Raw genomic sequence first — 1,437 nt, forward strand, 5'->3', positions numbered from 1 at the left:
TGGACGCGGTCCTCATCCGCCCCGACGGCTACGTCGCCTGGACCTCCCCCGGCACCACCGACGACCTCACCCAGGCCCTGGAACGCTGGTTCACCACCGGCCCCAGGCCTCCGGCCCGCGGGCGGGTCACCGCCTGCGGCATCGACCGCTGAGGAGCAAACACAGATGACCAGGGATGTGATCGTCGTCGGCGCGGGCCCGGTCGGGCTGATGCTGGCGGGCGAACTCAAGCTCGGCGGCGTGGACGTCGTCGTCCACGAGCGGCTCGCCGCCCCGACGCGGGAGTCGCGCGGCGCGAGCTTCACCAAGCGCACCGCCGAGTGCTTCGACCAGCGGGGCCTGCTCGGCCGGCTCGGCGCGACCGAGCCCGCCGACAGCCACTTCGGCGGGGTGCCGATCGATCTGGGCCTGCTGGCGGAGGACCACTACGGGCACCGGGGCATCTCCCAGTTCCGCACCGAGCGGATGCTGGAGGACTGGGTGGACGGACTCGGCGTGCCCGTCCTGCGCGGAGTTGAGGTGACCGGCTTCCGCGAGAGCCCCGAGGGCGTCGTGGTCTCCTTCGAGGGCCCGGACGGACCCGGTGAGGAGAGCGCCGCCTATCTGGTCGGCTGCGACGGCGGGCGCAGCTTCGTGCGCAAGCTGGCCGGGATCGGCTTTCCCGGGTCCCAGGGCCGGCGCGGCTTCCTGACGGCCGACGTCACCGGGATCGACACCCGCAAGCGGCGTATCGGCGAGAACCTGCCGGGCGGCAGCATGGTCATGGCGATGGACCTGGAGAACGGGGTGACCCGGGTCGTCGTCCACGAGGCCGGCACACCGCCGCGCGACCGTGACTCCCTGACCTACGACGATCTCGCCGACGCCTGGCAGCGGCTCACCGGTGAGGACATCCACCACGGGCGGTGCCGCTGGATCAGCTGCTTCACCGACGCCTCACGGGCCGCCGCTCAGTACCGGCGCGGCCGGGTGTTCCTGGCGGGCGATGCCGCGCACGTGCAGCCTCCGGCCATGGCGCAGGGACTGAGCGTGGGTGTGCAGGACGCGGTGAACCTCGGCTGGAAGCTGGCGGCGACGGTCGGGGGCCGGGCTCCCGAGGGCCTGCTCGACACCTACCACGGCGAACGCCACCCCGTCGGCGAGCAGTTGGCGCGCAACGCGCGGGCGGCGATCGAGCTGCGGCTCACCGGCGAGGACATGGACCCGGTCCGTGAGGTCATGGGCGAGCTGGTCGCCCACCGGGACGCCGCCGGCTACCTGGCCGGGATGCTGAGCAACCTCGGCGTCCGCTACGACCTCGCCAAGGGCGAGCACCCGCTGCTCGGCCGGCGCATGCCACCGGAGCGTGAACTCACCCTGGCCGACGGCACCCGCACCCGCGTCGCCGACCTCCTGCACACCGCACACGGCCTCCTCATCACCACCGACACCAACACC

Annotated in this window: 2 protein-coding genes; both read left to right on the forward strand. The window is 73.1% G+C overall.

Annotation, left to right across the window (positions count from 1 at the left end; translation table 11 throughout):
• Nucleotides 1–14: 14 nt before the first annotated feature.
• Nucleotides 15–152 (forward strand): hypothetical protein, encoded by a 138-nt coding sequence (locus tag ACFWBT_RS43010; protein WP_385710293.1) that lies wholly within the window; start codon nucleotides 15–17, stop codon nucleotides 150–152.
• Nucleotides 153–165: 13 nt separating this feature from the next.
• Nucleotides 166–1,437: FAD-dependent monooxygenase (locus ACFWBT_RS43015; protein ID WP_385710290.1), on the forward strand; the 1,272-nt coding region annotated here is incomplete at its 3' end.

It is taken from the genome of Streptomyces sp. NPDC060027, from assembly GCF_042737005.1.
Classification (GTDB): Bacteria; Actinomycetota; Actinomycetes; order Streptomycetales; family Streptomycetaceae; genus Streptomyces.